This window comes from Luteolibacter sp. SL250, from assembly GCF_026625605.1.
Classification (GTDB): Bacteria; Verrucomicrobiota; Verrucomicrobiia; order Verrucomicrobiales; family Akkermansiaceae; genus Luteolibacter.
The window spans coordinates 1243766-1270316 of sequence record NZ_CP113054.1 but is presented as its reverse complement, the minus strand read 5'-3'; the positions used below and the strand labels follow the sequence as shown (position 1 = coordinate 1270316).

Genomic DNA, 26551 nt, shown 5'->3' with positions numbered 1-26551 from the left:
CAGCCGCGGGAATGCAAAAAGGAAATTGTATCAGATATCAGCCCGGATGTCCGGCCGTCTCCAGCGCCAGCACCGCCGCGCCCACGATGCCGGCCTCATTCCCGAAGCGTGCCGGGACGATCTTCAGGTCATCCTTGAACGGACCGGAAAGCTGCTCGTGCAGGTGTTTGGTGATCGGGTCGAACACCAGCTTGCCCGCCTTCGCCACGCCGCCGCCGATGATGATGGCGTCCGGATTCAGCAACCAGCAGCAGTTCATCGCCGCCGTGGCGATCATGCGGCCCACGTCGTCCCAGATCTTCAGCGCGATGGGGTCCCCCGCGTTCGCCGCCGCCGCCAGGGCCGCCGGGCTGCACTGCTCCGCACCCTTCGGGTCACCCGCCGCCTCATAGGCCACGCGGGCGCTCGCCGTGATCTCATTGTTGCCGACGTAGTCCTCCAGCGCGCCGAGGTTGCCATAGGCACCCGGGCGGCCCTGGTAGTCGATGGACGTCTGGCCGATCTCCCCCGCGCCGTGGCGCGCCCCACGCACCAACTGGCCGTTGGCGATGACCGCACCGCCCACGCCCGTGCCCAGCGTCATGCAGATCAGGTGCTGGAAACCACGGCCCGCGCCCTGCTTCCACTCCGCGAAGGCCATGCAGTTCGCGTCATTCTCCACGGTCACCGGCAGGCCGGTCTTCGCCTCCAGCAGCGCCTTCAGGCCGATGTTCGTCCAGCCGCGCACGTTCGTGAGATTATAAACCGTGCCCGTCTCGAAGTTCACGAAGCCGGGCATGCCGACGCCGATGGCCTTCACGCCGGGGTGCCGCGCGCGCAGGTCCTCCACCGTCCGGGCGATCGCGTCGATCAATTCCTCCGGGCCTTCAAACTCGGGGGTCGCGATGGGTGGCGCATGGTCGATGACTTCGCTGCCATCCACCACTCCGGTCTTCACCGAGGTGCCGCCAAAATCGATTCCAATCGCAAGAGGTGTGTCACTCATTTCCGCGCCCATCCCTAACGGATCACCGGGGAATGGCACGTGTTTTTTCTTCAGGAAAACACCCTCGCCGCGACTCGCCGCAGGCCATCCAGCGTCAGCTCCGCGTCCACCTGCTGGATCTCCGGCAGCCCCTGCGCGATGAGGGCCGCATCCCCGCCTGTGGCGATGATCTTCAGCTCCCCGGGCAGCTCCTCCCGCAGCCGCTCCAGGATGCCCCTCACCAGCCCCCGGTAGCCGAAGACAGCCCCCGCCTGCATGGCATGCACCGTGGATTTCCCGATGGCGGACGGCGGTTCCTCCAGCTCGATCTCCGGCAGCAGCGCCGTTTTCCGGCTCAGGTAGCCGGACATGGCGCCCAGCCCGGGGGCGATCACCCCCCCGCAGTAGGCGGGCTCCCCGGAAACGATGTCGAAGGTCACCGCCGTGCCGAAGTCGATGACGATGGCGGGCGCCCCGTGCCGCCCATGCACGCCCACCGCATTCGCCAGACGGTCCGCACCGATCTGCTGCGGCAGCGGGTAGTCGATGGCGATGCCCAGCGGACTCCGCCAGCCCAGCAGGTGCGTCGGTGCCCGGCCTGCGAAAAATTCCTCCAGGATGGCCGCCTTTGCCGGAACCACAGAGCCGATGAGCACCGCGTCATAGGAAATCCCGGCCACCACCTCCGCGAGGGACGCCGGGAAAATCTCCGCTGTCGGGATCACCCCGCGCCACTCCAGCAGGCCGGAGGCATCCCCCAGCGCGAACTTGGTGCGGGTGTTCGAGTTGTCGATCAACAGCCAGGCCATGGGAAATTACCAGCGGGGATTGGAGAAAGTCCTCATCATCCCGTCGTGGATCGGCGGCATGCCTTCGGTGGTTTTGACGGTGAGGACGCCGTCGTTGATCTTCAGGTGCAGTGGGTTGGCCGCCTCCGACTCCGAGACCCAGAACTTGTACCACATCTCCGTGAAGCCGGATTCCGCATTCCCCTGGAAGGTGACATCGGCGGGCTCCAGCGACTTCAGGGTGCCCAGTTGGAGGCGCACCGGCTTCATGAGATCGTGGTTCTCCGCCCCCCCTTTTTTCAGATGGACGGTGATCCAGTAGTAGGAGCGGTCCCGCTTCGCCTGCACCGCCGCGATCTTGAAGCGCGCCTTCGGATCCGGCCCCCACTCGTAGGGAAGGATGAACGCCGCCGCCGCGAACAACGCGGAAACCCCGAGGAGGATGAACAGGAAGATCCGGAAACGGCTGTGCTTCACGGGGAAAGAGGAACCCGCCGCCAGTCCCACTGCAAACGAAAACGGGCGGACCTTTCCAGGTCCGCCCGCAGGGATTCACGTATCAGGAAGATACAGGATCAGTGGCCTTCGTAGCCTTGTTCGCCGTGGTCCACCAGATCGAGGCCGGTTTCCTCGTCTTCCGCACTCGGACGGAGACCGAAGACCGCCTTCACGACGTAGGCGATGACCACCGTGGCAACCACGCTCCAGACGATCGTCAGACCGACCGCTTTGAACTGGGCCATGAGCAGGCCATCGGCGAGGTTCATATCCTTGATGACCGGATGGACATCCGCACTGGCGAAGACACCGGTGAGGATCGCACCCAAGGTGCCGCCCACACCGTGGACACCGAAGGTGTCGAGGGCGTCGTCATAACCGATCGCCTTCTTGAGGTAGGCAACCGCGAGGAAGGGGACGATACCACCGAGGACACCCATGATCATCGCGGAGCTGGCGGAGACGAAGCCGGCGGCAGGAGTGATGACCACCAGACCGGCGACGATGCCGGAGCAGAAACCGAGCACGCTTGGCTTGCCCTTGAAGATCCACTCGGTGAGGGCCCAGAAGAGACCGGCGGTGGCGGCGCAGAGCGTCGTGGTGACGAAGGCGTTGGAAGCGACGGAGTCAGCACCCAGGGCGGATCCGGCGTTGAAGCCATACCAGCCGACCCAGAGCATGCCGGTGCCGACCATGCAGAGCACCATGCTGTGCGGAGGCATCGGCTCCTTGCCGAAGCCGCGGCGCTTGCCGAGGATGAGGCAGAGGACCAGGGCGCTCCATCCGGAGGTCATGTGAACCACGGTGCCACCGGCGAAGTCGATCGCCTTGATGCCCGCTTCAGCGTTGAGAGGACCGCACATCAGGCCCGTTCCGGACCACACCATGTGGGCGAAGGGAAAGTAGACCGCGAACATCCAGAGGATGATGAACGCCATGAGGGAGACGAATTTCATGCGCTCGGCGATGGCACCCACGATGAGGGCGGGGGTGATGATCGCGAAGGTGAGCTGGAACATCGCCCACATGCTGTCGGAGATCCAGACGAAGCCGGCGCCGACATTGCCCGGCTCGACACCCTTGAAGAAGGCATAGGTGAAGTCACCGAACAGGGCGTTGCCCGCACCGAAGCAGAGCGAGTAACCGCAGACGAACCAGATCGGGGTGATCACGCAGGCACAGGCGAGGCACTGGGCGAGAACGGAAAGGACGTTCTTCTTGCGGACCAGACCACCGTAGAACAGCGCGAGACCCGGCAGCGTCATGAACAGGACCAGCGCGGTGCTGACCATCTGCCAGGCGTTGTGTCCCGGTCCCGGACCGGCGACCAATGAATCCGCACCACTTTCCTTGTCCGGCCGTGGCACGTTGTTCATATACGCTTCGATGTCCGCGAGCCGCTCCTCTACGGTTGGCGTTGCCGCAGCGGCGGGGGCTGCCGCAGGTGCAGCCGGAGCCTCAACAGGGGGAGCCGCAGGCGGCGTTTCTTGCGCGTGGGACGGAGCAACCATCGGCATGGCGATCAGGGCGATCGCCGCGGCCGTGGTGGCCCGCAGTTTGTTCAGGTAATGACTGGTCATGGTGGTCAGGGTTGATCGGATGATTCTCCGCCTCGACTTGAGGACGGCGACCCGACAAAAGCATGGCCCATGCCAACTTTTCCGGTTCATCCCCCTTCCATCCTCCGCAAAACATTCAGCCCATTCCTCTTGCGCTGCCCAACCTAACCATCTAACCCTCGGTTGCGACGGCGTAAGCCGCATGCCTAAAAGCTGCTGGACAAATCGTTAGGAAAAGCTAAATAGCTCTTCCAAGATGTCTTCCCGCAGGCCTCCGGCACGCGTGTTTCCATCCGTCTGCCCCCTCTCTCCGGGATCACCAACAGGATCACGGAGAGGGAGCAGCAGCAACCCACACAACCAACAAACAAGATGCGCAACTACAGCAAACTCATCGGCGCCCTGGCAGCTGTGTCCGCTCTCGCGGCCGGCAACGCTTCGGCGATCGACCTCAGCTACAACCTCCACGCAGGCTACACCAGCGAGTATATCTTCCGCGGCCAGAACCTGGGTGCGGACCTTATCGAAACTGGTTTCGATGTCTCCACCGAAGCTGCCGGACTCGCCCTGAGCGCCGGTGCTTGGTACGGTTCCTTCGACACCCCGGGCAACGGCAGCGCCGATGAGCTCGACCTGTACGGCAAGGCCACCAAGGACTTCGGCTTCCTCGAAGCTTCCGTCGGCTACATCTGGTACCACAACTTCGACCGCGCCGGCGTGGATGACGCACAGGAAGTGACCTTCGGCATCGCCAAGGACCTCGGCTTCCTCACCGCGTCCCTCACCTACTTCTGGGACATCGAGACCGACAACGACGGTTACGCACAACTTGACCTCAGCAAGAGCTGGGAGCTCAACTCCTGCCTCGACCTGAACGTCGGAACCGCCCTCGGTTACTACGCGGAGCACGGCCAACTTGCCCACGTGACCACCAAGGTCTCGCTCGACTACGAATTCGTGGAGAACGCCAAGCTCACCCCGTTCGCGGCCTACACCTGGTCCCTCAGCGACGATGTTGATACCCTCAACGCCGGCCTTGAGAACGAGTTCGTCGGCGGCGCGATGATCAGCGTCAGCTTCTGATTCCTTCCGGAATTCGAACGATTACAGGAGCGGTCGCGCGAGCGACCGCTCTTTTTTTGTGCCGCGCCGAAAAAAACGTGTCCACGATCTCTTCCATCGACCCCGCACCACGCCGCTGCTCTCATCCACATCATCCCATGTTCCTCGGCCTCGACTCCTCCACCCAATCCCTCACCGCGGTCATCATCGATCCCGCCAGCGGCGCCATCACCTGCCAGATGGCGGTGAACTTCGGAAAGGATCTCCCCCATTTCCAGAGTCCCAGCGGCTTCATCCCCGACGGCCCGCACGGCGAGGTCCATGCGAACCCGCTGATGTGGGTGGAGGCGCTCGATCTCCTGTTCACCCGGCTCTCCTCGGCCACCGACCTTTCCCTCATCCGTGCCATCGGCGGTTCCGGCCAGCAGCATGGTTCCGTCTATCTGGACGCCACCTTCGACCAGCGGCTCGCGGACCTCGATCCCACAAAGGCCCTCTCTCCGCAGGTCGCCCCGGCCCTAAGCCGCGCCACCTCCCCCATCTGGATGGATACCTCCACCGGGACGGAATGCCGTGAAATCGCCAGGGCCGCCGGCGGCAACAAGAAACTCTGCCAGATCTCCGGCTCGAATGCGACCGAACGCTTCACCGGCCCGCAGATCCGCCGGTTCTCGAAAGCGGATCCTCTCGCATGGTCCCACACGGCGCGCATCCATCTGGTCAGCTCGTTCATCGCATCCATCCTCGCCGGAGAATCCATGCCCATCGACTTCGGCGACGGCGCGGGGATGAACCTCCTGAATCTGGCCGACCTGCGCTGGGACCCCCGGCTTCTCGAAATCACCGCCCCGGACCTCGCTCCGAAGCTGCTGCCTCCGCAGTCAGCCACCGACTTCCGCGGCACCATCAGCCGCTATTTCACGGAGAAATTCCGCCTGCCGGCGGACTGCCGCATCTGCCCCTTCACCGGGGACAATCCGGCCTCGCTGGTCGGCATGGGGGCAAGCACACCCGGCAACGTCGTCATCTCCCTCGGCACCAGCGACACCCTCTTCGCCGCCATGCCGGATCCCCTCACGGACCCCAACGGCTTCGGCCATGTCTTCGGAAACCCGGCGGGCGGCTTCATGTCCATCATCGTCTTCCGCAACGGTTCGCTCGCCCGCGAGGCGCTGCGGGACGCGCTCGGCCTCGACTGGTCCGCGTTCGACAAGGAAGCGTTGTCCACCACGAAGGCCTCCGCCGGGATGAACCTCATGCTGCCCTTCTTCGGCCCGGAGATCACCCCCCGGTTCGACTTCGAGGAGCCGTTCATGGACTTCCAGGAAGAGCCCACACCGGACCTGGAAGTCCGCGCCCTGCTGGAAGGCCAGTTCCTCAACATGCGGCTCCACTCCGAATGGATGGGAGTCAAACCCAACCGTCTCCTGCTCACCGGCGGGGCCTCGAAGAACGACGGCATCGCCCAGGTGGCGGCGGACGTTTTCCAGACACCGGTGGAGCGCATCGACGTCTCGAACTCCGCCGCTCTCGGTGCCGCCCTTATCGCCGCAACCGCCGCCGGACACGACCTTGCCACCCTCCAGGAAACCTTCTGCAGGGTGAGTGGCCCCAGCCTCCAGCCGGACCGCTCCCTGGAAGATCTCTACGAAGACACGCTCGATGACTTCTCCGACCTGCTCGATGAAATGACCGGCGTGAAGTGACCCCTACAACGGCTCGAAGCTCCGCCGCCGTCCTTCGAACAGCACCGTCTCCGTAAAGCCCGCCGCCTTGGCCATCTCCACGGCACGGGCACGATCCCGCGCCACCTCGGATGGCGCATGCGCGTCCGAGGAAATCACCAGGCCGATGCCTGCGGAACAGGCCAGTTCCAGGAAACGCGGCGACGGATACGCCTCCGCACACGGCTTGTGCCAGCCCGCGGTGTTCAGCTCGATGACGCTGCCCGACGCGGCGATGGCGTCGATGACCGGCTCATAGAACCGGTCGAGGTCGCCACCCGGCACATGGGAGAATTTCTTCACCAGGTCAGGATGTCCCAGGATGTCGAAGATCCCGGCTTCCGCCATTTCCGCGTAGGTCTTCCAGTAGTGGGACCACACCGCCTCCACGTCACTCTCCGCCCACCGGCCGAGCCACTTCGGGTTGTCGAAATCCCAGTCTCCCAGGTAGTGCACGGAACCGATGAGGTAGTCCCAATCGTGCCTGGAGGAAAGGTCCGCGATCCACGGCCCGCACCCGGCAAGCCAGTCGCACTCCAGGCCGGAACGGATGGCGATGCGTCCGTCGGCACGTGCTTTCGCACGGTTGATCCAGTGGAAGTACTCCGGCAACTCCCTTTCCGACATCCGCCAATCGTCGAATGGCTCCGGGATGGCCGGGGCATGGTCGGAGATGCCATATTCGGTGAGTCCGGCCGCGATGGCGGCCTCCACGTAGTCTTCCGGCTCCCCCTCCGCATGGCGGCAGAGAGGCGTGTGGGTATGGTAATCTGCGGGCACGGCAGTCTATCAGAATGATCGGGTGGAAACAGGTTGAATGCCGCGGAGCTTTTATCCAGATTCATTCCACGGCGCAAGAGCCGGAGTCCCAATGACCGATTTCCCGAAAGACCCAGCACCCAACGGAACCGTCACCAAACAACTGATCGAACAGCTCCGCCGGCACCCGAAACGGGTCGTGTTCACGGAGGGTGAGGATCTGCGGGTGATCCAGGCAGCCGCACGGCTGGTGGAAATGGAGGCCGTCGCCCCCATCCTCCTCGGGAACCGGGAGCGCATCCGCAACATCGCGAAGGAGCATGAAGTCTCCATGCGCTTCATCCACACCATCGACCCTCCGCTCTCCACGGACTTCAAGCTTTTCTGCCAGCGCGTGGAGAACATGGCCCGCTACCGCAACGTCCAGCTCGCCTCCCCGGAGGAGCTCGTGTCGAAGCCCCACTACTACGGCGCGCTGATGGTCCAGTACGGGCAGGCGGACGCGGTCGTGGGAGGCAACATGGCCCTCCCGGCGTTCTATTTCCGTGCGCTGATCAACACGATCAAGCCCCTCTCTTCCGTTCCGAAGATCTTCGGCACCACCATGCTGGAGGGCACCCACCTGCGCCACCTCGGCGGCAGCGGCGTGCTTTTCCTGGCGGACACCGGCCTGGTGCCGAACCCGGACATCCAGCAACTCGCCGCCATCGCGATCGAGACCGGCAAGCTCGCCCACCACTTCCTCGGCAGGAAGGTCCACGTCGCCATGCTGAGCCACTCCACCAAGGGCTCCGCAGGTACTCCGGACGCCCGGAAAATGGCCGCAGCCGCCACGCTCGCGCGGGAGATCGCCCTGAGCAAATTCCTCGACATCGAGATCGAGGGCGAAATCCAGGCGGATGTCGCGCTGGATCCGGTCGCCTCCGAAGTGAAGCTCCCCGGTGCGGATCAACGCCAGACCGCCGACGTGCTGGTATTCCCGAACCTGGACGCCGCCCACATCTCGCTGAAGCTCCTCCAGCACGTCGCCGGAGCGCAGAACTACGGCCAGCTCATCCTCGGACTGGCACGCCCCGCCGCCCAGATCCCCCGGACTGCCAGCGTCGAAACCATCTTCGGCACCGCGGCGGCAGTGGCGGTGGAGGCCATCAAATACCACCAACTCTACCCGGATGGCGACGAATGAGGCAATTCTCCGCTTCCGTTAGATTGACGGGCGCGTGAGTCTCCGGTAATGGTCCGAGCCTGATGATGTCCGGATTTCTTCGCTTCCTCCTCCCCATCGCCCTTCTTGCGGGCGCGGCACATGGCCAGCTCGTCACCTCACTGCGTCTCGCGAAGACGCAACACGTTGCGGGAGAACCGGTCATCGCGATCGTCACGATCACCAACCACTCCGGCCGGGACCTGGTGCTGCAGAATGACAACCGCCAGCAGTGGCTGGATTTCCTGATCCGCAACCTCAACGGCCAGCCAGTCAGTTCACCACGCCGCACCACCTTCGGCGCATTGAAAATCGGCGCCGGCCAGTCAATGGCGCGGGAAGTCGACCTGACGCAGCATTTCTACCTGGTGGAGCCGGGGAACTTTTCCGTCGCCGCGGTCGTCCGGATGCCGGGCCAGGAGGGCGACACCGCCACCAACCGCGCCATCTTCAACCTGGATCCCGGCCGCCTTTACTGGAGCCAGAAAGTCGGCATCCCGAACCGCCCCGGCCATACCCGGGAGTTCCGTGTCATCAATTTCAATGGCCGTCAGGCCGCCCAGATCTACGCCCAGGTCGTTGACAACCGGACCGGCATGCCACTGCGGACCTTCCCCATGGGTGACTGCCTTTCCATCCGGAAGCCCACCGTCACCGTGGACCGCAACCAACGTCTCCACGTCCTGTTCCTCTCCACCCCCACCATGTATGTTCACTGTGAGGTGGACAGCGATGGCCGGATGACCCGCCGCGAGATCCACCAACGCGGCCCGCAGGGGGATCCCATGCTTCTGACCTCCGCCACCGGACAGGTGATGGTTGGCAACAGTATCCCTTACGATCCCCAAGCGGCGGCAGCCGCCAAAGCGAAAGCACGCAAGGCGTCCGACCGCCCCGCCTTTCTCTACGAATAAAATTTTATCCGAACCGTCGGATCCGTCTGCGGAGGGGATCTTCCTCCCATACGCCGGAAAATTCTTTCACGCTTCCGAAATAAAACTTTACAAGTTTTAAAAAATATCAATAAATCTTAACAGTTTTCACCTTTTCCCGAGCCATGCGCACCTTCCTCAAAACTCTGACTGTATTGGCGTTCTTTGCCTTTGGAGTTTCCGCAGACGCCAAATTCCGCACCGTGGTGATTGATCCAGGCCACGGTGGACATGACAAAGGCGGCCAATGGGGCCGGGTCTATGAGAAGCATCTGGCCCTCGACACCGCGATGAGGCTGGAGGGTCATCTCAAGAACATGGGTTACAAGACCATCGTCACCCGCCGCAGCGACTACTTCATCTCCCTGCCGCAGCGGGTGGCCATCGCCAACCGCCAGAAGAACGCCATCTTCGTCAGCGTCCACTACAACTACACCTGGAAGCAGGACGTGAGCGGACTGGAGACCTTCTACAACCGCTCCGACAGCTCCCGCCTGTCCAGCCTGGTGCAGAGCAGCATCCTGAAGCGCGTGCGTGCCGTGAACCGCGGTTCGAAGTACGCCCGCTACTACGTCATCCGGCACACGAACATCCCGTCCATCCTCGTGGAGTGCGGGTTCGTGAGCTGCAAGAGCGAGCGCGACCGCATGAAGTCCGCCTGGTTCCGTGACTCCCTCGCCCGCGGCATCGCGGAGGGCATCCACCGCTACAACGACTGAAGCCCATCCGTCTTCCACGGATGAAGGCGCTGACCGTCCGCGAAATGCGCTCCATCGAGGCGGCGGCACTCGCCGGTCCATGGACGGAATCCACCCTCATGCAGGCTGCCGGAGAGCGTCTTGCCTGCTCGATTTCCAGAATTTTCCCCAAGCCCGGGACCATCGTAGCGTATCTGGGCAAGGGACATAATGCCGGTGACGCATTCGTGGCGCTGCGCACGCTCAGCATGTTCCACGGCTGGCGCATCATGATGCGCTGCGCCCATCCCCGGGACCGTTGGGCACCGCTGACGTTGGAGAAACTTTCCCTGCTGGAGACCGCCGGAGTCATTGGAGAACCCGGCCCGCTCCCTGACATCCTGGAAGTGATCCAGGCGGACCAACCGCTGGTGCTGCTCGATGCCTTGGTTGGCATCGGTGCCAACGGAGCGTTGCGGGAACCTCTGCTTTCGCTCGCACGGGAAATGGAGGAAATCAGGAACCACTTCGGCGCGAAAGTCATTGCCCTGGACCTTCCATCCGGGGTGGATCCGGACACCGGAGAAGTTCATCCAGGTGCTGTCACCGCGGATGCCACCTTCATGATCGGCGCTCCGAAACAAGGACTGCTCTTCGAACATGCGGCGGATGCGGTCGGCGCGCTCCACCTCGTTCCGGTCGATGCCCTCGCCCCTGTGGACACCGGCGGCCACCAGTTGGCCGGACCTCACTCGATCCGCTCCATCCACGAGCCACGTCCGTTCAATTTCCACAAAGGAAAAGCCGGCCGGGTGGGCATCCTGGCAGGTTCCCGCGAATACAGCGGCGCAGCCGTGCTCGCCTCCATGGGCGCGCTCGCCGGAGGCGCGGGTCTGGTCACCCTCCACCTGCCGCAGGAAGCCATCCCCTTCGTGAGCGGGCGGCTCCCCCCTGAAATCATTCTCCGGACCTGCAAGGATCCCCGGGAGATCCTCTCGCAGCGCTACGACGCCCTCGTCATCGGCTGCGGACTCCACTCGACCGATCCGGGGTACCACCGCTCCCTGCGGGAAGCGATTCTGGCCTCTCCGCTGCCCACGGTGATCGATGCGGAGGCCCTCAACCTCCTCTCTCCCGGGGATCCCACCCTCCTCCGGGAAAACCATCTTCTCACCCCCCACCCCGGCGAGTTCAGGCGGCTGGCCCCGGATCTGGTGAGGTTGCCACGCGAGGACGCCGCCCGCACCTTCGCGGACCGCACCTCCGCCACCGTGCTCCTCAAAGGCTGCAGGACGGTGGTGACCCGGAAAGAAAGACCACTCTGGTTCAATCCTACGGGCACCCCGGGGATGGCAACCGGTGGCCAGGGAGATCTGCTCTCCGGCGTGGTGGGTGCCCTGCTTGCCATTGGCAATCCAACACTGGAAGCCGCCTCCATCGGTGCCTGGATCTGCGGCAGGGCGGCGGAAAGAGCCATGCTTGATCCGGAAATTTCCGCGCAATCACTCCTCCCCACGCACGTACACGCTTGCATCGGCGGCGCGTTCCGGGACTGGGCGGAACGCACCCGCTAGGACGTTCACCCCTATGCGGAGGTAGTTCGCGGAACAACGTGTCCTCAGACCCGGCTCAGGCAGCGCCGCCGGATTCCTTTTCTTCTTCCGCGGCTTCCGCCCTTTCATCCTCCGCCAGCTTGCCGTCGATGAGGAACGGGCCGAACGGGATCAGCGACGCGACGAACGCCAGCGCCGACTTCTTGACCGTGAGCTTCCGATCCAGCCAAGCGAGCAGGATGAGCAGCACGTAGAGAATGAACAGGACTCCATGTGCCATCCCCACGTAGCGGACCGCCATCGGCAGATCCATCAGGTATTTCAGCGGCATCGCCACAAACAGGAGCAGCAGGAATGAGGCTCCCTCGAGCAGTCCACAGAGGCGGACACGGCCAACGGCATGGGAAAGATTGAATTTCATCGTCGGAGTCGCGGGGATGATTGGCCCATGGACAGCCGGCGGCCATTATAAAATCCGGCGGGATTCAACCGCTGTCCCGCTCCCCAAGGGATAAAAAAACCGGCGGTTCCCGTGGAACCGCCGGCTCAGAAAAACGCTATCCCAAAAGGGCTCAGTTCACGGCGACGGCGGAGGAACCGGTCTCACCGGTCCGGATACGGATCGCTTCCTCGACAGTCGAGATGAAGACCTTGCCGTCACCGATCTTGCCGGTGTTGGCGCTCTTGACGATGGCGGAGGCGACGCCGCCGGCCTGGGCATCGTCAACGACGATCTCGATCTTCACCTTGGGAAGGAAATCCACGGTATATTCGGAACCACGATAGATTTCGGTATGGCCTTTCTGGCGGCCGAAGCCTTTGACTTCGGTGACGGTCATTCCCTGAACGCCCACTTCGGCAAGGGCTTCTTTCACTTCTTCGAGTTTGAACGGCTTGATGATCGCTTCGATTTTTTTCATGGTTCAGGCGGATTGGTGCGGAATACAGAGCAAACCCCGTGCCAAGTCGCCTTCGGTTTCGCTCAATATCCGGCCAAAGGATAGTCAGGGGCACCCGATTTGACGAGGGGAAAAATCCTTGGAAACCATGAAGTTCCGGGAAAAATCGAACCTCCGGATATTTCCATGGAAAATCGTTCTCTTTGGGTTGCGGGGGCAGGTTATCTCGCCATAATTGCCAGGTCACAACGAACTACCTATGAAGAAACTCTCATTGATCTTCGCTGCCCTGATCGCCGCCCCATCCGCCTTCGCGGAAACCAAGCTTGAGCTTACGGGCAACGACCAGATGCAGTTCAATGCCAAGACCCTCGAAGCAAAAGCAGGCGAGAGCGTCACCCTTTCCTTCAAGCACATCGGCACCCTTCCGGTGGTCGCCATGGGTCACAACGTGGTCATCCTGAAGCCAGGCACCTCCGTGCCGGCCTTCGCCGCGAAGTGCGCATCGGCCAAGGACAACGGCTACCTGCCGACGGATGAAGAGTCCAAGGCGGCGGTTGTCGCCCACACCAAGCTGCTCGGTGGCGGCCAGTCGGACGAGATCAAGTTCACCCCGACCGAGCCGGGCGCGTATCCTTACATCTGCACCTTCCCAGGTCACTTCGCCATCATGCAGGGCGTCCTGACCGTGAAGTGATCCGCAGGGATACCCCGCAGATTCCAAATTCCAACGCCTCCGCACGATCCCGTGTGCGGGGGCGTTTTTTTTCCTTCACGCCTCAGCGGCTCAAGTCTTCCTGGTACATCAGCTTGAACCCGCTCTGGTGCAGGACGGAGATGGCGAACTCATAGTCCTCCACGTGCATGGCCAGCAGGGCCTGCCCGTCCTGCGAGGGCATGAGGCTGTAGGCGAAATCGATGTTGGTCTCCGCCACCATCAGGGTGTCCAGACACTGGAGCAGCCCGGGGCCGGATTCCCGCATGGCGATCACGACCACCTCGCACATGGTGTAGGGGATGCCCTTCTCCATGAAGATATGCTCGGAGCTCTCCGGGTCCGACACGACGATCCGGGCGATGGTGGCATCCCGGGAGTCCTGCACGCTGACACCGATGACCTCGATGGCGGAGGTCCGCAGCAATTTGACCAGCGCGGCGAACGCGCCCGCCCGGTTCGGCAGCATGACGGAGAACTGGCGCACCGGCGCGCCGTGATCGATGACAAGGTTGGTATCCATTTGTGAAAAATTCAGCCGCGGGGTCCTACCAGCGGCACGGTGACCACCGATCCGTCCGTCAGGCTCTCAATGACGATCTGGTTCGGCCGCACATCCGTGACGACAAATTCCCCGCCATCCGCGGACTTGAACTTCTGCCCGGGCCGGGCGGTGTAGCGCGCGCCCGTTGCGGGATCCTCGACCAAAGCGATGGGGTCATGGGCGGTGGAGGGCCGCCCGGAAATCCACTCGCGGGTCTGGCCGGACCGGCGGTCCTCGACCTCCACGACGGCGATCTCCATGGGATGGCCGTCGGTGACCTTGCTCTCCTCCATGCGGCGTTTGACGCGCACGACATAGAGGCCACCGGTTCCGGAAATCTCCTGCCCCGCTTTCACGGTGATTTCCCTCCGGCTGCCCGCCGCGACCCTCAGTGTGGCGGAGTCCCCGCTGACACCGGCGACTTCCAGCGGCACATCGGTCTCACGATAGTGGCGCATGATGACCGGCGGGCGGGAAACCTTGGTCCGCGCATCCGCGGATCCAGGCGCGTCATCCCCAGGGTTTCCCTCCACCACCAGACCGCCACCGCCCTGCCGGGCACCCAGAACCGCCCCGTCGATCGGGCGGGAAGGACGTTTGTCCGGAGCCGGAATCGTCAGATCCCCCGGAGCCTCCACGCCCGCATCACCTCCCGGAGCCGCTCTGTATCCTGACTGCGGGGGGGCATCCCCTTCCGCCGCGGCGACGAATTCATCCATCTCCGCCGAAATTTGTTCCGGAGCCTCCAGGGCAAGCTCGGCCGGCGCCGGCTCCCGGTTGATCAGCGCGACAATCTCCGCATGGCCCGCCTCCTCCGCCAGATTGGCAGCGGTCCTTCCCTGCTCATCCGTGGTGTAGCGGCTTGCGCCGATCTCCAGCAGCAGGTTCACGGCCTCCTTGTGGCCGTTCTCCGCGGCGATCATCAGCGGCGTCCGTCCGTCATCCTCCATCCGGGCATAGACGGAGGCTCCATAATTCGTCAGTGAGTCGATGACCGCCGTTTTCCCCAGCAGGGATGCCAGCAGCAGGGCCGCGTCCAGATCCTCACGGTCATATGATGCCAGCTCCGCAACGGATCCCGCGCTGCCATCACGCACCGCGAGCATCAGCGCCTTGAAATTCTCCTCGTCCTTCAGCTTCGGGTCAGCCCCCTGGCGGAGCAGCCATTTCACCATCTTCGGCTTGTCGGCGACCACGGCCGCCATCAACGGCGTCCTGCCCGTCTGCCCCCGGACATCCACCGGCACGCCCTTGTCGAGGAGGTACTTTGCCGCATTCTCAGCTCCCGCCACAGCCGCCACATGGAGCGCGGTGTTCCCATTTCCATCCCTGGCGTCCTTTGAGAAGCCACCGGCCAGGAAACGCTTCATCACCTCCACGTTGTCCTCCTGGCAGGCCCTGAACCAATCCGCGTCCGTCATCTGGAAACCCGCATCCTGGAGGTCCGTGCTGAGGGTGGTCTTCCGGTCCCGGCAGGATGGCACCGCAACGACCACCATGAGAGCGGATGCCACAGCCAGCAGCCTCTGACGGGAACAGGACATGCCGCGGAGATTACTCAGGAAAACTTAATCATTCAACCCCGAACCCATTTCCGGTTTGATTTCCAGAATCCTGCAAACGCCGTCCACGACCTGGAACCGCACGTTCATGCCGCACAGCGTGGCACCATGGGCGCGCCCTTCCTCTTTCCTCACCGCCGGTCTGGGGTCCAGGGCAAGCACCTCGGCGATGACCGCCTTCGATCTTTCCGGGATGACGGCAAATGCGGCCTCCGCCTGCGCATCCACCACCACGGTGAGCAGCTCCGGCTTTTCCGGAGCATATCCGGACACCGCATCCGGGATGGAGTCGGAATAGGCGAGGTACGGCTTGATGTCGAAAACGGGTGTCCCATCCACCAGATCAACCCCACCCAGCCTGAGGACCGGTCCTTCCGGATGCTCCAGATCGATGCCCTCCAGCCGGACGGCGGAGAGACCCAGCCCGTTCGGTCGGTAGGTGGAGCGGCTGGCGAACACGCCCACCCGCTCATCCCCACCGAGACGCGGAGGACGGACGGTGGGACGCCAGCCTTCCTCCACGGTCTGGTGGAAGCCGAAGATCAGCCACAGGTGGGAAAAGCCTTCCAGCCCCCGCACCGCTTCCCGGCTGCGGTAGCGTTCATGGAAAATCAACTCCCCCCAGGCGGCGGGCGACAGCCCCGGCTGGCGGGGCACTCCGAACTTCCCGGCGAAGCATGACCTGACCACGGCGATCGGATCACACTTCATCGGGAGGTGGCTCGACGGATTTCCGTTCAACGGGTCTTGAAGTGGACGCTGGTGCGGACCACATCGCCATCGCGGTTGCTGCGGACGGTCAGGGAGTCGAAGTCATCCAGCGCGTCGATCGCCCGGGTGATGTCCTCCTTGTTGTCCTGATATTCGGCGGCGTTGCCCGCGAGGATGGCGTCCGCATTCGCATCCAACACCTTCTGCATCTCACGGGCGTAGGACTGCATGGCCACGAAGTTCGCCTTCAGGACGAGGCCCTTCTTGTCCGACCCGCCCTTCTCCGCCTGCGCGGCGAGGTCCAGCGCGTGGTTCTTGGAAGTGGAGGCGACGAACCATTTGTCCCCGACGGTGACGGAAGGCAGGAAGTCATCGTTGAAGAACGGCATGGAGAAGAACCAGGTGGTCATTCCGTTTTTCTCGGAACTCATCGGCTTCTGCATCGGGAACTCCGAGCCGCTCATCTCATTGACCTTCGCCAGGATGCTGGTGGCACTCTGGTTGATCTTGTCCCATGAGGAGGCGACCTTCGCACGGTCCACCACCGGGGTGATCACGGAAACGCGCGGGAATTTCCCTTGGTCCACGACGGCCTGCGGGATGCCGGGAATCGCCGGGACGGTCCCTTTGAAGTCCACGACAAACGCGCTCTCATGGCCGAGGCCCTCGGCGAAATCCCCCTTCACCGCACTCCAGATGCCGAGCGCGTCCGTGCGGAAGTTCTCGTCGAACATCTTGAAGCCGCCCTTGAACGGGGCCAGGTCCGGATTTTCACCCGGCAGTTGGGCGACTTTCTGGGTGATGGCATAGGCGGTTTCGAAAATGGCCTCCACGAACTCCGTCGATGCCTTGTCATAGCTGGCATCCATCGTCGCGTTGGCGAACAGCACCACATCCGCCGAGTCACCGAGATGGGAGAGCTTGGGCTCAGCCTTCCAGTCCAGGGCACCCTGGTCCACACCACCGGAGGATTCGACCTTGAGGCCATCTTCATAGAAGGCGACGGTGCCGCTGTCATCCACGCGGGAAAGTTTGCGGAGCGCCTCTTCACGCTCCACCACCACCTGGATGAGGGATTCGATCTCACGGGTATCCCCCAGCCCCCCGTCACCGGTGATGCCGTCGCGGATGCCCTTCGCCGTATCGGCAAGGCCGGACGCATTGTCCATGAGGGTCTTCAGGGAATCCTTCGCGCCGTAGGCCAGCGCCATCAGGTCCTTCGAAAGATACTCATCCGCGAACTTCAGCGAATCAGCCGCGGCCAGCGAGTCCTTCGCATCCGCCGCCAGTTCGAACTGGCTTTCCGAGCCGCCCAGGAACAGCACCACGTATTCGCCGATGGTGCCGGTGAGGATCACGATGTCTTTCTTGGCGATGGAGGCGAAAAGCCGGTCCAGCTTCTCAGCCTCGATGGTTTCCTCCAGACTTGCGCGCTCGCCCTGCATCACTTCGGCCAGCTTGGCGCCTTTCAGCTTGTAGCCGGAGAACTTCGCGCCCGCCTTCTCGACTTCCACCGGCTCGGCGAACTCGGAAAGGCTGCCGACGATCCCGAGGGATGAGGCGATCTCCTCCGCGGCCTTCTGACGGTTCGCGGCATCCACTTTGCTTGCAAGGTAGATGGATGGGAACGCCACCTTTTCCAGCGTGCCCACTCCCCCTTCCGGATCATTCAGCAGATCGACGACGAGCTGCATGTAGTCGGCGGCCATGGCATCCGCATCCACATCAGCCTCCGCGCTCTTTGCCTGGGCCAGTAGGGCCTTTGTGGTCTGCCGCATCTGGAAGTAGCTGAAACGGCGGTAAAGATGGAGAAGATGGCCGAGCTGCTCCCCGCTGCCTCCTCCGAGTGCGATGGTGACTTCATCCGCCCAAAGTGCCTTCGGGTCGAATGCGGCCGGCTCCGCAGCGGCCTCCTCCGGGGCTGGCGTCGGGGTGGCCGCGACACCCGCCTCGGTGGCAGGTACGGCGGCGGCATCCGTGGCGCCCTCCGCCGGAGCGGCGGCACCTTCGAGAGGAGGCTCAGCGGCCCCGTCGGGCAGCACTTCGGTTCCCATTTCATCCTCGATCAGTTTCCAGAGCTTGAGCGCCTTCGCTTTCTCCGCGGTCTTGGCGGCTCCATAGACGGTGAAGAGGGACTCGGTGTTCTTCGGCAGATGCTTGACGAAGCCGAGCTTGGCCGCGCGCTCCTCGGGGGATGCCGCTTTCTGCGGGATCACCTCCGCGACCGCGTCCTTCACCTTCTCGACCGCCTTCTCAACGACGCCCTTCTGCTCGGCGGGGGTATCCGTCGTGGAAGGGGCTGCTTCCTTTTTGCAGGCTCCCAGACCCAGGGCGAAAGCGGGAACGACGATCCATTTCAAACGCGTTTTCATTTCCCCGGAGTCTATGCCACCCTTTTCTCCAATCAAGGAGGATTCAAAACGAATCAGGCAACCCTCCACGACAAAGGGGATCGGAACGGGTCCGATCCCCTTGTTATCTAACTGCTGATAGAAACGGAAGCGTTCCCCGGATGGGAAAAAGCCATCAGGGCTTCGCAGGCTGGTCACGCTGACCGAGCGGGCGGACCCAGATGTTGCGGAACTCCATCGGGTCGTTGTGATCCTGGATGCGGATCGGGCCGGTTTCCGGGTGCTTGGCCGGATAGGAGGCGAGTTTCTTGTGCTGGGTGGTGCCCAGGTAGGCCTCACCATTCTGCACCACCACGCCGTTGTGGAAGATGGTGATGCGGGCCGGGGACTCCACCTTGCCATCCTTGTAGACCGGCGGCACGAAGGTGACGTCATAGCTGTTCCACTCACCCTGCGGGGAGGTGGCGTTCACCAGCGGCGGGAGCTGGCCGTAGAGGGATCCCGCCTGGCCGTCCGGATAGGTCGGGTTGTTGTTGCTCTGGAGGACCTGCACTTCATACATGCCCATCAGGAAGAAACCGCTGTTGCCGCCCTTCTGGCCGTCCACCTTGCGGTCCGCCGGCAGGCGCCATTCGAAGTGGAGCTGCACCGCGCCGAAGGATTCCTTCGTCTGGATGTCCTTTTTGCCCACCACCATCACGCCGTCCTTGATCTCCCACGGGGCTGGGCCGCCGTTCTGGGTCCAGGCGTCGAGGTTCTTCCCGTCAAAAAGCACGGTCGCATCGGACGGTGGCTTCACCACCACCGCTCCGGCGGTCTCCACCACACGGGGCTGCGGGCGGTCCGGATCATGGACACCCCAAGGCACGCCCGGGAGCTTTTCCGTGTCCTTGTAGCCATGAATCTGGCCCATCGCCATATTTGCAGCTCCGGTCATCATACCGGCCAACATCCATCGGTTGAGTTTCATCACAACTTGAAAACGCCATGCGCCGCCCGGTCTTTCAAGCTCTTCCTGCAATATCCGGGTTGCGGGAAATCCCGGACTGTGAATGCTTGTCGGAGCCCTCTCCCGCCCCATGGCAGCCAGCAATCCCACTCCAGCCCGCAGCGATCTCTTCCCCTTCGAACTCGTCCGTCCGCAGTTGGAGAAGGTGGAAGCCGCGATCCGCGAGCAAGTCAGGGCCTTCGACCCGGCGGTCGAACCCTACGTCACCTACGTGTGCAACACCTCCGGCAAGAGGATCCGCCCCGCCCTGTCCATCCTGGCGGGCGGCGCCGTCGGGGAAGTGTCCGACGACCACCTGAAACTGGGCGTCATCCTGGAACTCATCCACATGGCGACGCTGGTGCACGACGACATCATGGACGGGGCGAACACCCGCCGCATGGTGCCCACCGCGAACGCGAAGTGGGGCAACGCACTCTCCGTCCTGCTCGGCGACGCCCTTTTCTCCCACGCGCTGACCCTCGCCACGGACTTCGACAGCATCGACGTCTGCCGCAAGGTCGGCCTCGCCGCCCGTGAGGTCTGCCAGGGGGAAATCATCCAGACCCAGCGGCGCTTCGACCTTTCACTCTCCAAGCCGGACTATTTCCGCATCATTGAGATGAAGACCGGCGCCCTTTTCGCCGCCGCCACCGGTCTGGCCGGGCGGCTTTCCGGTGTGAGCGAGGAAACCGAGGCCCACCTCTACAGCTATGGCATGAAGCTGGGGACCGCCTACCAGATCTATGATGACTGCCTCGACCTCGTGGGGTCAGAGGAAGTGGTCGGCAAGACCCTGCGCACCGATCTGGCGAAGGGAAAACTCACCCTCCCCATCCTGAACCTGCTGGAAAATTCCTCCGAAGCGCAGCGCACCAAACTGAACAAGCGCATCCTGGCCCAGGAAGATCTCGATCTCCCCGTCCTCGTCGGCATCGCCGAATACGAAGGAGCCATCGAAAGTGCCGTGGACACCGCCCTGAAGCTGCTGGACCAGTGCCGCGCGGATGTGGCCACCCTCGGCGCATCCGTTCACTCGGACGCTCTCGTCCAGATCACGCATTTCCTTGGCAGCCTGCTGGAAAAATGCAGGAAGTGATTTCCTGAGAATTTTGGCTAATTGTTGATAACCAATCCAATATGAGCTTGTGAAAATTTTCACAAGCTCGCATTGCCACCTTGGCAGGGAGATGTCATACTCCGGGCATGCCCACCCACGGTGTCACTGAAGGTAATCAAAAGCGTAAGGTTCTCATCATCGGCGGAGGATTCGCCGGACTCGAATGCGCCCTGACCCTCTCCAACGACGACCGGTTTGACGTCACGTTGGTGGACCGGACAAACCACCATCTTTTCCAGCCCCTTCTCTACCAGGTGGCAACCGCCTCGCTGACCGGGCCGGACATTGCCCGCTCGATCCGCCAGGTACTGGCGAAAGCGAAAAACGTGACCGTCCTGATGGACGAGATTACCGGGATCGACACCGCCACCCGCGCGGCCAGCGGAAAATCGGGCCACCGTTACGAGTATGACTACTTGCTGCTCGCAGCCGGCGCCCGGACCGGTTACTTCGGCAACGACCACTGGGCGGACTACACCCTGGGCCTGAAATCACTGGCGGACGCGCAGGCCATCCGCCGCAAGGTCCTCTCGAACCTGGAGCGGGCGGAACTGACGACCAGCGAAAGCGAGCGGACGAAGCTGATGACCGTCGCCATCGTCGGCGGCGGCCCGACCGGGGTCGAACTCGCGGGTGCCTTCGCGGACCTGGTCCACCGCTCGCTGAAGTCGAACTTCCGCCGGATCGACACCTCGAAACTCCGGATCATCCTGATCGAGGGCTTCAAGAACCTGCTGGAACCCTACGACGCCAACCAGCGCGACTACGCCCGCCGCCACTTGGAGTCGATCGGTGTGGAGGTCCGCACGGAGACGAAGGTCACCGACATCCGCCCGGGCGTCCTGGAGTTCGGGGACAGCACCAACCTCGAAGCCGCGGCCATCATCTGGGCGGCCGGAGTCGCCGCCAACCCGCTGACGAAAGCGCTGGGGGTCGAGACCGACCGCGGCGGTCGCATCACCCCGAACCCGGACCTTTCGGTCCCCGGACATCCCGAGATCTTCGTCGCCGGAGATCTCGTGGCGATGAAGGACAACGAAGGGAAAGTCGTCCCGGGTGTGGCTCCCGCCGCCTCGCAGATGGGCCGTCACATCGCCAGGGTCCTCAAGGAGGAACTGAGGCTGGAGAAAGGCCGCTTCGCCGACCGCAAGCACGACCTGCGTCCGACCTTCCGCTACTGGGACAAAGGGATGATGGCCATCATCGGAAAAAACCACGCCGTGGTGAAGGCCGGCAAGGCGCTGCGCCTGCAGGGCTTCATCGCCTGGATGGCGTGGCTTTTCATCCACATCCTCTTCCTCATCGGCTTCCGCAACAAGCTGGCCGTGCTGCTGGGCTGGGCCACTGCCTACCTCAAGAACACCCCGGAGGCGCGCATCATCATGCACCCGCCGAAGGAGTACGAGGCGGCGTCTCTCTGAGGCTGCCGTAGCGGGATGGCTGCGCCATCACGGTTGGGTGGATGTGTGTCACCCGCCGATGCCGATCCATCACGGCCAGCACGTTTTCCATGCGGAGCCTTTGGGGGAAAGGGCGGATTCCCCCAGCCGTCATGGCGCAGCCATGACGCTACCCCAGTTCCGTCAGGCGAGGATGTCCTGCACCACGTGGCCGTGCACGTCGGTGAGGCGGAAGTCGCGGCCGGAGTAGTGGTAGGTGAGGCGTTCGTGGTCGAAGCCGAGCTGGTGGAGCAGCGTCGCGTGCAGGTCGTGGACGTGGACGGGTTTTTCGACCGCCCCGAAACCGAACTGGTCGGTCGCGCCGTGGACGTGGCCACCTTTCACACCGCCGCCGGCCAGCCACATGGAGAAGCCGAAGTGGTTGTGGTCCCGGCCTTTCATCACCCCGGCGTTCGATCCCGCCTTCGGCAGCTCAACAACGGGCGTCCGGCCGAATTCACCGCCCCAGACAACGAGAGTCTCATCCAGCAGGCCGCGCATCTTCAGGTCGGTGAGGAACGCGCCGATGGCCTGGTCGCACTGCTCGGCGAGCTTGCGGTGGTCCTCGATGTTGTCGTGGCTGTCCCACGGCTGGCCATTGCCGTGCCAGAGCTGGATGAAGCGCACGCCGCGCTCCAGGAGACGTCGGGCCATGATGCACTGGCGGGCGTAGTTGCCCTTGCCATACATTTCGTGGATGTAGGCGGGTTCCTTGGAAATGTCGAAGGCATCGGTCGCCTCCGACTGCATGCGGTAGGCCAGTTCGAAGCTGCGGATGCGGGCCTCCATCTTCGGGTCGTGCTCGCGGGCGGCCATGTGGCGCTCGTTCACCTTGCGGAGGAACTCGAGCTGCTTCGCCTGCCGCTCGTCACGTACGTTCGCATTGCTGAGATTCTCGATCATCTTGTCGATCTCCTGGATCGAAGTATCGAGGTAGGTTCCCTGGTAGCTGCCGGGGAGGAAGGAGGAGCGCCAGTTCTCCGCGCGCTTGATCGGCATCCCGCCGGGGCACATGGAGATATAGGCTGGGAGGTTTTCGTTCTCGCTTCCGAGGCCGTAGGTGACCCATGAGCCGAAGGACGGGCGGGAAAGCCGTGCTTCCCCGCAGTTCATCAGCATCAGGGACGGCTCGTGGTTCGGCACGTCCGCCTTCATGGAGCGGATGACGCAGAGGTCGTCCGCGTGCTGGGCGGTGTGCTTGAACAGCTCGCTCACCTCGAGGCCGGACTGGCCGTATTTCGAGAAGGAGAACGGGGAACGCAGCGCGGCGCCGGTGGGGCGCTCGGTCTTCATGCCTTCCAGCGGCAGCGGCTTGCCGTGGTATTTGTCCAGCTCCGGCTTCGGGTCGAAGGTGTCCACCTGGGAAGGACCACCGTTCATGAAAAGATGCACCACCCGCTTCGCCTTCGGCGCGTGGTGGGGTGTGAGCATCGGATACTTCGGAGCGGAGGGCGCACCGGCGGCGGAGGCGACTCCGCCCCCGAACATGCTGCCGAGCGCGAGGCTGCCGAAGCCCATGCCGCAGCGCTTCAGGAAGTCGCGGCGGTCGAGGATCAGGTCGTTGGCGGTGAGCTTGTGGTGCATCAGTCGATGAAGTGGAATTCGTTGGAGGACCAGAGCATCTGGACCAGGTCAGCCCATGGGCTGTCGGGAACGATCACCGGGGGCGGTGAGGTGGAGGTGGGGAACTGTTTCTTGAGGTTGGAAACCTCCGTGGCCACGGCTTCCGGCTTTTCACGGCCGACGATGCGGATGTCCCAGCCGGTGCCACCGAAGTGTTCCCCTTCCGGCGCGCGGTAGGCGAAATCCACGGTATCACCCGCGTTCACGTCGATCCATTTGCTGTCGATGGGCTGGTCCTTGGTGGCCGGCATCAGTTTTCCCTCGGCCAGCATCTCGGTGTTCCTGCCGATGATGTTGTAGACGAGCGGAGCGCCATCGCCCGCCTTGGAGCCGCGGCTGAGCTTGCCGGTCATCTTCACCTGGCCGCTGCCGGTGGCGCGCCAGCGGAGGACGAGAACGTGGCCCTTCGAGGGATGACCGCCATCAGGACCCGCGCTCAGGTAGCGGATGGGCGCCTTCGCCAGATCAGATCCGGTCTTCCAGGTCTTCTTTTCGTAGAGCGGGAAGGGCAGCAGCTCGCCGAGCGGGAATCCGGCGTCCGGCGTGTGTCGGATCTCCCATACTCCGCCGATGCGTGGCAGGTAGTCCTTCGGATCCGTGCTGTTCACCCAGTCGATGGCGTCGTTCACCTCCGCATTGGAAGGCTCACGGTCAAAGATCCGGTTGTAGATCCAGCGGACCTTCGCGGCTTTATCGGTGAGTTTCCCGAAGTCCTGGCTCTTCACCATCTTCTCCGCCTGGCGGGTGACGAGCGGGCCGTTGAGGAAGTAGAGCGCCTGTTGCGGGACGGTGGTCTCCGCCCGCCGCGGCGCGTGGTGGTCCGGGTGCGGCAGGTCGAAGGAAACGAAGGTGCCCGGCAGTGCGTAGCGGTCCACAAAGGCATAGAGGCTGCGGCGGCTATCCGCCTTGTCGCTGTCCAGCGGGATAGAACGGCCACCGGTGGTGGTGGTGTCCAGCGCACCGGCACTGGCGAGCAGGCGGTCGCGCATGGACTCGAAGTCGGCACGGGGCCGGTTCCATTTCCAGAACAGCGTGTTCGCCTCGTCGATGGTCTTGTTTTCCTCCGGGCCTTCGGCATCGAGGCGGAAGGCGTTCGAAGTGAGGAGCAGGCGGTGCATCTCCTTGATGGAGCCGCCCTTCTCATTGAAGCGCAGGGCCAGCCAATCCAGCAGCGGACGCAGCACTGGCATCGGCTGTTGCGGGCCGAAGTCCGCAGGATCGGTGAGGGCCTCACCGAAGTGCCAGCCCCACAAGCGGTTGACGATCACCCGTGCGGTCATCGGGTTGGCTGGATCGGCGATTTTCTCGGCCAGCGAGAGGCGCGGGCTCTTGCCTTCGGGGAATTTTCCACCGCCGAGGAAACTGAGCCACTCGCGGGGGAACGGATCACTGCGGCTGCCGGGGTTGCCCCGGATGTAGACCTGGGCGGGGCCCCACTTGGGCTTGTCGCTGAGGCTCATCGCCCGCGGGGCCGCACCCGGATGCTCGATGTTGAGCTTGGTCATCTGGGAATCCCGTTCGCGGCGGGCGTCGCCGTCCTTCTGGTCCATGATGCCGTTGATCTGTTCCAGATTCAGGGAAAGCGGGCAGCGTCCGTCGGTCTTGAACTTCGCAAGGTCCCCTTCAGTTGCTCCCGACCATTCGGTGGCCAGCGCGGCACAGAGGGCTTTCCGCCCGGCGTCGTCCGCCTTCAGCATCTCCTGGTGCCACTGGCCCAGACGGGCGGCGGGCTTGTCATTCCAAGCGACCTTGTCGAAAAACGACTTCCAGCGGTTCACGCCGTTCAGACGGTAGCGCCCGCGCTTGAAGGACTCCGCGGAGGTCTTTCCGGTGTCCCACTTCTCCTGGTTGGCCAGCCAGGCAAGTTCCAGATAAACCGCGAAGGACTCCGGCTGGTGGAGCTGGTCGAGGATCTCTTGCCGCGCGACGCGGTCCTTTTCCTGCATCTCCGACAGCTTCGCGGAGTATTCCTGGTAGGCCACTTCGTCGGAGGGCTTGCCGATCACCGGCTTGTCGCCCGGTTCCACCGCATTCTCCAGGATGGAGTAGAGGGAGTAGAAATCCTTCGTGGAGATGGGGTCCGTCTTGTGGTCATGGCAGCGCGCGCAGGACACGGTGCTGGAAAGGAAGCCGCGGGTGATGACGTCCACCCGGTCGTCGATCATCTCGATCTGCCCGGCCCGGGGGCCGACAGTGAGGAAACCCAGCGCCGCCAGATCCGGGTGATCCGGCTTGTCGGTCATCAGGTCCGCCGCGATCTGCAGCTTCACGAACTGCGCGTAGGGCATGTCCGCGTTGAAGGATTTGATGAGCCAATCCCGGTAGGTGTAGGCGAACGGATAGCGGTTGTCCTTGTCGAAATTGTAACCCTGGGTGTCCGCATAGCGGGCGACGTCCATCCAGTGGCGGGCCCAGCGCTCGCCATAGGCCGGGCTGGCCAGCAGTTCGTCGATCAACGCCTTCCAGGTGGCCTCGTCGGGATTCTTCTCAATCCGCTCGATCTGCTGGCGGGACGGTGGCAGGCCGGTGAGGGTGTAGGCGGCACGCTCGATCCAACGGCGCGGAGAGGCCATCTTCGCGGGCTTCACGCCGGCTTTCGCACGGGCCTCCGCCAAAAAAGCGTCCACCGGATGTTGCGCGGCGTCACCGGGCGGCTTGCTGTCCACCGGGGGCAGGTACGCCCAGTGGTCTCCGGCGTTCAATTTAACGACGAAGGAAGCGAGGAGGAGGATCGACAGGCGGAAAACCATGGGATGATGAACAAGACGCGGCAAAACCCCTGATTCTTTCAGCCTTCGGAAGGACTGAAGGGAAAACGCCGCGCGCGGAATGTAGCACGATTTCCGCCAATTTCCATCCCCCGATGGTGGGTGTGCCCG

General features: G+C 63.4%; 23 protein-coding genes. 9 read left to right on the top strand and 14 right to left on the bottom strand.

Annotated elements, in window-relative coordinates; translation table 11 throughout:
• Positions 1 to 37 precede the first annotated feature (37 nt).
• The 4 genes from OVA24_RS05640 to OVA24_RS05625 all read right to left on the bottom strand — a co-directional run bounded on the left by OVA24_RS05640 (position 38) and on the right by OVA24_RS05625 (position 3830).
• A complete protein-coding gene (locus OVA24_RS05640) occupies positions 38 to 985 on the bottom strand; it encodes an ROK family protein (RefSeq protein ID WP_267674217.1) in 948 nt (315 codons plus the stop codon).
• A 50-nt stretch (positions 986 to 1035) separates the two neighbouring features.
• The gene (locus OVA24_RS05635; protein WP_267674216.1) at positions 1036 to 1773 is read right to left on the bottom strand and encodes a type III pantothenate kinase; all 738 of its coding nucleotides are present in this window, start codon (positions 1771 to 1773) and stop codon (positions 1036 to 1038) included.
• A gap of 6 nt (positions 1774 to 1779) precedes the next feature.
• Positions 1780 to 2229 (bottom strand): hypothetical protein, encoded by a 450-nt coding sequence (locus OVA24_RS05630; protein WP_267674215.1) that lies wholly within the window; start codon positions 2227 to 2229, stop codon positions 1780 to 1782.
• Positions 2230 to 2327: 98 nt separating this feature from the next.
• Complete coding sequence (locus tag OVA24_RS05625) at positions 2328 to 3830, bottom strand: ammonium transporter (RefSeq protein ID WP_267674214.1); 1503 nt, start codon at positions 3828 to 3830, stop codon at positions 2328 to 2330.
• Positions 3831 to 4181: 351 nt separating this feature from the next.
• Here OVA24_RS05625 and OVA24_RS05620 point away from each other — a divergent pair, with 351 nt between their 5' ends.
• Both OVA24_RS05620 and OVA24_RS05615 read left to right on the top strand, forming a co-directional pair.
• On the top strand, positions 4182 to 4892 hold the full coding sequence (locus OVA24_RS05620; RefSeq protein WP_267674213.1) for a TorF family putative porin: 711 nt from the start codon (positions 4182 to 4184) through the stop codon (positions 4890 to 4892).
• A 137-nt stretch (positions 4893 to 5029) separates the two neighbouring features.
• Positions 5030 to 6577, top strand: coding sequence for a xylulokinase (locus OVA24_RS05615; protein WP_267674212.1), 1548 nt, complete (start codon positions 5030 to 5032; stop codon positions 6575 to 6577).
• A 3-nt stretch (positions 6578 to 6580) separates the two neighbouring features.
• On the opposite strand, the gene OVA24_RS05610 is transcribed toward OVA24_RS05615, so the two are convergent.
• On the bottom strand, positions 6581 to 7375 hold the full coding sequence (locus OVA24_RS05610) for a histidinol-phosphatase (RefSeq protein WP_267674211.1): 795 nt from the start codon (positions 7373 to 7375) through the stop codon (positions 6581 to 6583).
• Between the two features lie 91 nt (positions 7376 to 7466).
• On the opposite strand from OVA24_RS05610, the gene OVA24_RS05605 reads away from it, so the two are divergent.
• From OVA24_RS05605 to OVA24_RS05590, 4 genes are all read left to right on the top strand, one after another.
• Positions 7467 to 8540, top strand: a complete 1074-nt coding sequence (locus tag OVA24_RS05605; protein ID WP_267674210.1) for a phosphate acyltransferase — start codon at positions 7467 to 7469, stop codon at positions 8538 to 8540.
• Positions 8541 to 8605: 65 nt separating this feature from the next.
• Positions 8606 to 9472, top strand: a complete 867-nt coding sequence (locus OVA24_RS05600; RefSeq protein WP_267674209.1) for a hypothetical protein — start codon at positions 8606 to 8608, stop codon at positions 9470 to 9472.
• Between the two features lie 143 nt (positions 9473 to 9615).
• Positions 9616 to 10209 (top strand): N-acetylmuramoyl-L-alanine amidase family protein, encoded by a 594-nt coding sequence (locus OVA24_RS05595; RefSeq protein WP_267674208.1) that lies wholly within the window; start codon positions 9616 to 9618, stop codon positions 10207 to 10209.
• A 20-nt stretch (positions 10210 to 10229) separates the two neighbouring features.
• On the top strand, positions 10230 to 11741 hold the full coding sequence (locus OVA24_RS05590; RefSeq protein WP_267674207.1) for an NAD(P)H-hydrate dehydratase: 1512 nt from the start codon (positions 10230 to 10232) through the stop codon (positions 11739 to 11741).
• A gap of 55 nt (positions 11742 to 11796) precedes the next feature.
• Here the strand turns inward: OVA24_RS05590 and OVA24_RS05585 are convergent, their stop codons facing one another.
• Both OVA24_RS05585 and OVA24_RS05580 read right to left on the bottom strand, forming a co-directional pair.
• The gene (locus tag OVA24_RS05585; RefSeq protein WP_267674206.1) at positions 11797 to 12141 is read right to left on the bottom strand and encodes a DUF3817 domain-containing protein; all 345 of its coding nucleotides are present in this window, start codon (positions 12139 to 12141) and stop codon (positions 11797 to 11799) included.
• 151 nt (positions 12142 to 12292) lie between these two features.
• Entirely contained in the window at positions 12293 to 12640 is a 348-nt protein-coding gene (locus OVA24_RS05580; RefSeq protein ID WP_267674205.1) for a P-II family nitrogen regulator, read from the bottom strand.
• 238 nt (positions 12641 to 12878) lie between these two features.
• On the opposite strand from OVA24_RS05580, the gene OVA24_RS05575 reads away from it, so the two are divergent.
• Complete coding sequence (locus OVA24_RS05575) at positions 12879 to 13316, top strand: plastocyanin/azurin family copper-binding protein (protein ID WP_267674204.1); 438 nt, start codon at positions 12879 to 12881, stop codon at positions 13314 to 13316.
• 82 nt (positions 13317 to 13398) lie between these two features.
• Here OVA24_RS05575 and OVA24_RS05570 read toward each other — a convergent pair whose 3' ends face one another.
• The 5 genes from OVA24_RS05570 to OVA24_RS05550 all read right to left on the bottom strand — a co-directional run bounded on the left by OVA24_RS05570 (position 13399) and on the right by OVA24_RS05550 (position 19472).
• Positions 13399 to 13857, bottom strand: coding sequence for an ACT domain-containing protein (locus OVA24_RS05570; protein ID WP_267674203.1), 459 nt, complete (start codon positions 13855 to 13857; stop codon positions 13399 to 13401).
• A gap of 11 nt (positions 13858 to 13868) precedes the next feature.
• The gene (locus tag OVA24_RS05565) at positions 13869 to 15422 is read right to left on the bottom strand and encodes an ankyrin repeat domain-containing protein (protein ID WP_267674202.1); all 1554 of its coding nucleotides are present in this window, start codon (positions 15420 to 15422) and stop codon (positions 13869 to 13871) included.
• A gap of 24 nt (positions 15423 to 15446) precedes the next feature.
• Positions 15447 to 16151, bottom strand: coding sequence for a tRNA (N6-threonylcarbamoyladenosine(37)-N6)-methyltransferase TrmO (gene tsaA, locus OVA24_RS05560; RefSeq protein ID WP_267674201.1), 705 nt, complete (start codon positions 16149 to 16151; stop codon positions 15447 to 15449).
• Positions 16152 to 16177: 26 nt separating this feature from the next.
• Positions 16178 to 18523: a hypothetical protein gene (locus OVA24_RS05555; protein WP_267674200.1), complete on the bottom strand. Its 2346-nt coding sequence runs from the start codon at positions 18521 to 18523 to the stop codon at positions 16178 to 16180.
• A gap of 154 nt (positions 18524 to 18677) precedes the next feature.
• Positions 18678 to 19472 (bottom strand): 3-keto-disaccharide hydrolase, encoded by a 795-nt coding sequence (locus OVA24_RS05550; RefSeq protein WP_267674199.1) that lies wholly within the window; start codon positions 19470 to 19472, stop codon positions 18678 to 18680.
• Positions 19473 to 19581: 109 nt separating this feature from the next.
• Between OVA24_RS05550 and OVA24_RS05545 the strand changes: the two genes are divergently transcribed.
• Entirely contained in the window at positions 19582 to 20589 is a 1008-nt protein-coding gene (locus OVA24_RS05545) for a polyprenyl synthetase family protein (RefSeq protein ID WP_267674198.1), read from the top strand.
• Between the two features lie 107 nt (positions 20590 to 20696).
• Positions 20697 to 22031 (top strand): NAD(P)/FAD-dependent oxidoreductase, encoded by a 1335-nt coding sequence (locus OVA24_RS05540; protein WP_267674197.1) that lies wholly within the window; start codon positions 20697 to 20699, stop codon positions 22029 to 22031.
• 162 nt (positions 22032 to 22193) lie between these two features.
• On the opposite strand, the gene OVA24_RS05535 is transcribed toward OVA24_RS05540, so the two are convergent.
• On the bottom strand, positions 22194 to 23633 hold the full coding sequence (locus OVA24_RS05535; RefSeq protein ID WP_267674196.1) for a DUF1501 domain-containing protein: 1440 nt from the start codon (positions 23631 to 23633) through the stop codon (positions 22194 to 22196).
• Positions 23633 to 26422 (bottom strand): DUF1549 and DUF1553 domain-containing protein, encoded by a 2790-nt coding sequence (locus OVA24_RS05530; RefSeq protein WP_267674195.1) that lies wholly within the window; start codon positions 26420 to 26422, stop codon positions 23633 to 23635. The genes OVA24_RS05535 and OVA24_RS05530 overlap by 1 nt, the downstream gene beginning before the upstream one ends.
• Between the last annotated feature and the right edge of the window lie 129 nt (positions 26423 to 26551).